We start from the raw sequence: 6,329 nt of genomic DNA, 5'->3' as shown, positions 1-6,329 counted from the left end.
GTTGGCCTCCGGGTAGACGGTGAAGCCGATGGTTTTGTCGGCCAGCGTCAGCTTGTGCTGGCTGTGCCTGCCGGCGGCGATGAGTTCGCGGTCGACAGGGAAAAATTTCTCGAGCTGCGAAAAATCGTCGCCGAGAGCGGGGATGAAGTTTTTCATGGCCCGGTTTTGAAACGCAATCCGCTTTTCTGCGACGGCAAATGCGATGATGCCCAGGTCGATGTTTTCCAACAGGTCCAACCAGGATTGGGCAATGGATGGATTCATGAGCCTGTTCCCGGGCGGGCAAAGACAGCGTGCCGTTGACGGTTCATTTGCTTCGTGCCTCGCTTATGCTGGCCGCTGGCGGCCTGCGATTCTAGGGTGCACCCATTATAAAGAAAAACAACCCGAATTGCAAAAAAATGGCCGGGGATGATTTTTGATTAAAGCGTTGAATTTTAATTTTATTTATTTTATGATCATTACGATGAAGGAACTATTATCCAGGCTTGGACAAAGGCTCTTTACTCCCCCGGTTTTAAGCGATCAGGATAAAACCCAAGCGGCCAAGCAGATTTTCTTGATCGTCCAGGCATTTGTCCTATCGGTGACTTATTTTATCGTTGTTTTCATTGCCGGTATGCTGCTGGGAAAGTGGCGGGGGATAGCCGCCGCCGGGTTGTGCAGCGCCGCCACCTTGTTCATCGCCATGACGTCTCCGGCCCGGTCGTCCGATCCCTTGCGCTTCTGGCTGATCAATACCCTGTTCCTGGTGATTGTGATCTTGCTGCAGAACCTGGCCAGCCGCTCGATCCGCGAGTCCCTTGAGGAGGCCAAACGGCAACTGCGGGAAAGGCGGCAGGCCGACAGCGCCCTGGCCAGAAGCGAGCAAAAGCACCGCGAAATGGTCAATTCCCTGCCTTTCTGCGTTTTCGAAGCCGATTTGCGCGGCCGCCTCACCTTCGTCAACCAAACGGGCCTGAAGTGGTTCAGATATGATGAAGACGAAATAAGGGCCGGCCTCAACATGATGCAAGTCGTACCGGACTGGGAACGGCAAAGATTGAAGGAGAATCTGCAGCGCATCACTTCCGGCGAGGAAGTTTCCTATCATGAATATGAAGTCAGGCGCAAGGACGGCAGCCACTTCCCGGCGCTGACCATGACGCGGCGCATCGTGGAAGACGGGATCCCGGTTGCGCTGCAGGGCAGCCTGATCGATATCAGCGACCGCAAGCAGGCCGAAATCGGGCTGCAGATGCGTGAAAATATGCTCAGCAGCATTTTCCGCGTCGCGCCGATCGGGATCGGCGTGGTGCGCGACCGGGTCTTGACCATGGTCAACAGTCAGATCTGCGAGATGACCGGCCGCACGCAGGAGGAGCTGATCGGCAAGAGCGCGCGGATTCTTTACCCCAGCGATGCCGATTTCGAGTTTGTGGGCAGGGAAAAGTACCGGCAGATCGCCGATTGGGGCACGGGAACGGTGGAAACACGCTGGCAGCGCAAGGATGGCCGCATTATCGACGTGCTGTTGAGCTCCACGCCGATCGATGCGCTGGATCAATCGATCGGGGTCACGTTTACCGCCCTGGACATCACCGAGCGCAAGCGGGCGGAAGAAGCGCTGCTGGCGAGCAACCAGTTCATCTCTTCCCTGCTGCGGGCCCTCCCGGTGGCGGTTTTCTTCAAGGATAAGAACGGGAAGTACACCGGTTGCAACGATGCTTTCAGCGAGATCATGGGAGTGACTTCGGAGGAGATTTTTGGGAAAACAGTTCACGAAATCTGGCCAAGCGAACTCGCCGATACCTATCACCAAAAAGACATCGAATTAATGAGGGAACGGAAACATCAGGTTTATGAATACCAGGTCAAGGACAAACATGGCCGGATGCGGCCGGTGATTTATGCTAAAGACGTTTTTTTTAATGCGGATGGCCAGATGGGCGGATTGGTCGGGGCGTTTCTGGACATCAGCGACCGCAAGCAGGCCGAGGAGGCGCTGCGCGAGAGCGAAGAGAAATACCGCCAGACCATGAACGTCGCGCCGATCGGAATCTATGTCATCCAGGACATGCGCTTCAAGTTCGTCAATCCGGAGATGGCCAGGCTGCATGGATATGAGGCCGAAGAGATGATCGACTCGATCAGCCCGCCCGACGCGCTGGTCGCGCCCGAGTACCGGGAAACGGTCCGCCAGATCCTGCTGAAACGGCAAAATGGGGTGCGCGGCATGCCTTACGAGATCAAGGCCCTGCGCAAGGACGGCTCGATGTTCGACGCCATGGTCTGGGGCCAGGGCATTTCTTACAAGGGCAATCCGGCGTCGGTCGGTTCGCTCCTGGACATCACCGAACTCAAACAGGCGGAGGAATCGTTGAAGGAGAGCGAGTACCGTTACCGCACGCTCTTCGAGAGCGCCAGCGATTCCATCTTCGTCATGAAAGACAACCTCTTTTTTGACTGCAATTCCAAAACCATGGAGATGTTCGGCTGCCGGCGCGAGCAGATCATCGGGGTTTCTCCGGACAAGTTTTCCCCTCCTTTGCAACCCGACGGCAGGAATTCGCGGGAGAAAGCCCTGGAAAAGATCACCGCCGCCTATTCGGGAACTCCGCAAACCTTCGAATGGCAGCATTGCAAGGCCGATGATACCCCGTTCATGGCCGAAGTCAGCCTGAACCGCTTCGAATTGGGTTCCGGTTTTTATTTGCTGGCGATCGTCCGCGATATCACCGCACACAACCTGCTGGAAGAACAGTTGCGCCAGGCGCAAAAAATGGAAGCGGTCGGCATTCTGGCCGGCGGCGTCGCCCATGATTTCAACAACATCCTTTCCTCCATCGTCGGTTATGCGTCGCTGCTGCAAATGCTGCCCGGCCTGGACAAGAAGGTGACGGATTACCTGGAGCGCATCCTGGCTTCGACCGAACGGGCCGCCAGCCTGACCCACAGCCTGCTGGCCTTTAGCCGCAAGCAGGCAATCGAGCTGCAACCGGTCGATGTCAATGAAGCGATTTCCGGATTTCACAAGGTGCTGACGCGCCTGATCGGCGAAGACATCGATTTCAGGCTCGAGCTGGCCGGCGAAACCCTGGTGGTCGACGCCGACATCCGCCAGATCGAGCAGGTGCTGATGAACCTGGCGACCAATTCTCGGGATGCCATGCCCAACGGCGGCCGGCTGACCATCGCCACCCGCTCCGCGGTCGTGCACGATGAGCGCGGAGAGATTCCCATGGGCGCCTATGCGGTGATCTCGGTATCCGACACCGGGACCGGAATGAACAGCGAGATCCGGAGCCATCTGTTCGAACCCTTCTTCACGACCAAGGAAGTCGGCAAGGGGACCGGGTTGGGGCTGGCCATCGTCTACGGCATCATCAAGAACCATCGCGGCTTCATCAGGATTGAAAGCGAAGCGGAGCGGAGCACCGCTTTTCATCTTTACCTGCCCCTGAACCCGCTGGCCGTTCGCACGAGCAAGCGCAAAAAGAAACAAAAAATTCCCCGCGGCGATGAAACCATCCTGCTGGTCGAAGACGATGCGGCCGTCCGCCATGCCACCCGCTCGGTGCTTGAGGAATTCGGCTACACGGTACTGGAAGCCGCGGACGGGATCGAGGCCTTGGCCATATTTGCAGCGCAGCGCGACCGGATCGATCTGCTTGTCTGCGACTTGATCATGCCCAAGATCAACGGCCAGGAAACCAGGGCCGGAATTTTAAAAATGAAACCGGACGTCAGGACTTTGTTCATCAGCGGATATACCAATGACATTATCGCCAGCAAAGGCATCGCGGACCCGGGCGTGCACTTGCTTTTAAAGCCTTTGCATCCAGCCAAATTGCTCGAGAAGGTGCGCGAGGTCCTGGACGCCTGACCTGAGCACGTGCCGGCTGGGAGCCGGCCCGGGCGCGGCGGAAATATCATCTGAAACTGATCGTATTCTTGCCGCTTTTCTTGCTCTGGTACATCAGCAGGTCGGCGCGTTCGACCAGGGTGACGGCGGTATCGCCGGCGCGGGCCAGCGTTGCCCCGCCCGACAGGGTGAGCGAAACGGGATTTCCGTTTTCCCAGGAGACCGATTTCCCGACCAGCATCCGTAGCTTCTCGGCGATCAGGCGCAGATTACCGCGGTCGGTGTTGCGCACGGTGACGAGGAATTCCTCGCCGCCCCAGCGTCCGACCTGGTCGACGCTGCGGATGTTGTGCTGCAGCGTGCGGGCCACCATGCGCAAGGCGATGTCGCCGACGCGGTGGGAATGGCGGTCGTTCAGCTTCTTGAAGTCGTCGATATCGAAGAAGATGACCCCCAGCGGCCAGCGGAACCTCCTGAACTCCTCCAGCCGGGCTTGCAGGAACGACTCGCTGGAGCGGCGATTGGCCACTCCGGTCAGACGGTCGATCATGACCATCTTTTCCAGTTGCTGCAGGCGAGCCTCCAGCACCGGTTTTTCGGACAGGTCCGAGAACAACTCGGCTCCCCCGGTCACCTCGCCGTTATCGCCCAGCAGCGGGAATACGCGCACATGCACCGGGACGCGGTGCCCGTCGCGGTGATGCAGAAAGATATCGGCCCGGCGGTGCTTGCGATCCCGCATGGTGTTGGCCAGCGGGCAGGCGCCGCAGCAGAGTTCGCGGCCGCGGCGGTCGACGTGGATCAGAAGATTGGCCGAGCATGGGGTGCCCACGACCTCGCGGCGCGAGTAGCCGCTGATCCGTTCGGCCGCCTTGTTCCAGAAGGTGATCCGCCGCTGTGGGTCGGTGAAGTAGACGCCCTCGTCCACCTCTTCAAGCAAGCGCATCAGCATCCGGCCGTTCGCCGCCAAGGGGGCGCTCGTTTCCTGTTTCGCTTTCATGGGCAAGTTCCGCTCTTGCCGCCCGCGATATTTTTCCCGGCCTAGGGCAGCTGGACGGTGTTTTCGTCCTCCTTGGTCATGATATTCAAGCGGATGGTTTTATGGATCATGTCGATATTGATGACCTGGATCTCCATGTTTTCAGTTTTTTCCATCGATTTGAGCCGGGTGGTGATCTCCAATAAGCAGTCGACGCTCAACCGCTCGTATTTTAGCTCGGCCCTGATCTTGGCGAAATTGCCGCGGTCAAACTGATCGATGCGCATGATCGGAAACCCGAAGCGGTTGAAGACATCGTAAATCAATAGCGGGTCAATGGTGTTTTTCATGAGCGGCTCCCTGCCCGGGATGGCTTTTCAAGGTATATATAAGACAATTTTTTCACAAAATCAATAGGAGTGGTTTTTTTTGCAGATTGCATAAAAAAACTTCTTTGCTATAATTTTTTCACTCTGCCCGAGGAGGAAAAATGAAGAAAAGCATCTTTCACGCCGGCATCGGCTTGTTATTCATGGCCCTGGCCCTGAGCAGCGGCGCCCAGGCCAAGGAAGATTTGATCAATGATATCCTGATCAATCCCGCCCGCTATTGGAATATGCAGGTTACCGTGGTCGGCGAGGTGCAGAACGTCAGCGCCGACCCGGTCGGCACTACCCGCGGCACCTACACGCTCCTTGACGACAGCTGCCCCAACACGATCACCGTCCGCACCAAGGACCTGCCGCCCGTCGGCCGGGCCTTCCGCGTCACCGGGCTGCTGCTGCCGGTCACCGACCGGGCCAACGTGCCGGTCATCAAGGAATCCGAAAGGACGGATGCCTCTGAATTTTCCGCCGCCACTCGCAATCTGCTCATTGGCCTTGGAGCCGCACTGGTGATCCTGATTGTCATCTTCGTCTTCCTGCTGCTCAAGCCCAAAAAAATGGCCCCGGCGCCATCCAAGTCCGATGCCGGGTCAAAGCCGGAAGCCCGTCCTGAAAACCGCAAGAATGAAGGGATCCAACCGACAATCACCGTTCCTCCGCCGGTGCCCCAGGGCGGGGAGACCCAGCTGCTGCTGAACCCCAACGCCGAATTGCTGGTGGAACAGGGGAACGACAAAGGCCTGGTTTTCAACATCAAAAAAAATGTCAGCCTCATCGGCCGTCCCGGCACGCGGCTCAACGACATCATCCTGACCGACAACACCGTTTCCAAGGAGCAGGCCGCGCTGAACTTCGATCCGATCACCGGGCGGTATTTCATCGTCAACGAAAGCGCCAAGAACCCGACCAAGGTGAACGGCATCATCGCCAGCCAGCCCGTTTTCCTGAAAGGCGGCGAGTCGATCGAAATGGGTAAAACCGCCCTGCGCTTCAAGCAGCTTTAGTCAAACTTTGGTTTCAGAAAGCCCTGGCAGCCTCTGAAACCAACTAGTTTGACTATCCCCGAAGGGGATATACAAATCTATCCCTCACCTGACGGTTCGGGATGATTTGAAATATA

Annotated in this window: 5 protein-coding genes; 2 read left to right on the top strand and 3 right to left on the bottom strand. The window is 57.5% G+C overall.

The features are described from left to right. A partial coding sequence (locus NTW95_03020; GenBank protein MCX6556392.1) for a hypothetical protein occupies positions 1 to 264 on the bottom strand: 264 nt, incomplete at its 3' end. A 202-nt stretch (positions 265 to 466) separates the two neighbouring features. Between NTW95_03020 and NTW95_03015 the strand changes: the two genes are divergently transcribed. Continuing rightward, positions 467 to 3,865 carry a PAS domain S-box protein gene (locus tag NTW95_03015; protein ID MCX6556391.1) on the top strand — a complete coding sequence of 1,133 codons (3,399 nt, stop codon included), beginning with the start codon at positions 467 to 469 and terminating at the stop codon, positions 3,863 to 3,865. A gap of 46 nt (positions 3,866 to 3,911) precedes the next feature. Here NTW95_03015 and NTW95_03010 read toward each other — a convergent pair whose 3' ends face one another. Both NTW95_03010 and NTW95_03005 read right to left on the bottom strand, forming a co-directional pair. Continuing rightward, positions 3,912 to 4,844 carry a sensor domain-containing diguanylate cyclase gene (locus NTW95_03010; GenBank protein MCX6556390.1) on the bottom strand — a complete coding sequence of 311 codons (933 nt, stop codon included), beginning with the start codon at positions 4,842 to 4,844 and terminating at the stop codon, positions 3,912 to 3,914. A 41-nt stretch (positions 4,845 to 4,885) separates the two neighbouring features. Then, positions 4,886 to 5,173: a hypothetical protein gene (locus tag NTW95_03005; protein MCX6556389.1), complete on the bottom strand. Its 288-nt coding sequence runs from the start codon at positions 5,171 to 5,173 to the stop codon at positions 4,886 to 4,888. Positions 5,174 to 5,313: 140 nt separating this feature from the next. Between NTW95_03005 and NTW95_03000 the strand changes: the two genes are divergently transcribed. After that, entirely contained in the window at positions 5,314 to 6,213 is a 900-nt protein-coding gene (locus NTW95_03000) for an FHA domain-containing protein (GenBank protein ID MCX6556388.1), read from the top strand. Positions 6,214 to 6,329 lie beyond the last annotated feature (116 nt).

This window comes from Candidatus Aminicenantes bacterium (assembly GCA_026393795.1).
Taxonomy (GTDB): Bacteria; Acidobacteriota; Aminicenantia; order UBA2199; family UBA2199; genus UBA2199.
Note: the sequence above shows the minus strand (reverse complement) of the source record. Positions and strands in the feature narration are given on the sequence as shown.

What these genes read in the sequence shown, in the direction of transcription:
- NTW95_03015 (MCX6556391.1), top strand. Translation starts at nt 467, where the DNA reads ATGAAGGAACTATTATCCAGGCTTGGACAAAGGCTCTTTACTCCCCCG.
- NTW95_03010 (MCX6556390.1), bottom strand. Translation starts at nt 4,844, where the DNA reads ATGAAAGCGAAACAGGAAACGAGCGCCCCCTTGGCGGCGAACGGCCGG.
- NTW95_03005 (MCX6556389.1), bottom strand. Translation starts at nt 5,173, where the DNA reads ATGAAAAACACCATTGACCCGCTATTGATTTACGATGTCTTCAACCGC.
- NTW95_03000 (MCX6556388.1), top strand. Translation starts at nt 5,314, where the DNA reads ATGAAGAAAAGCATCTTTCACGCCGGCATCGGCTTGTTATTCATGGCC.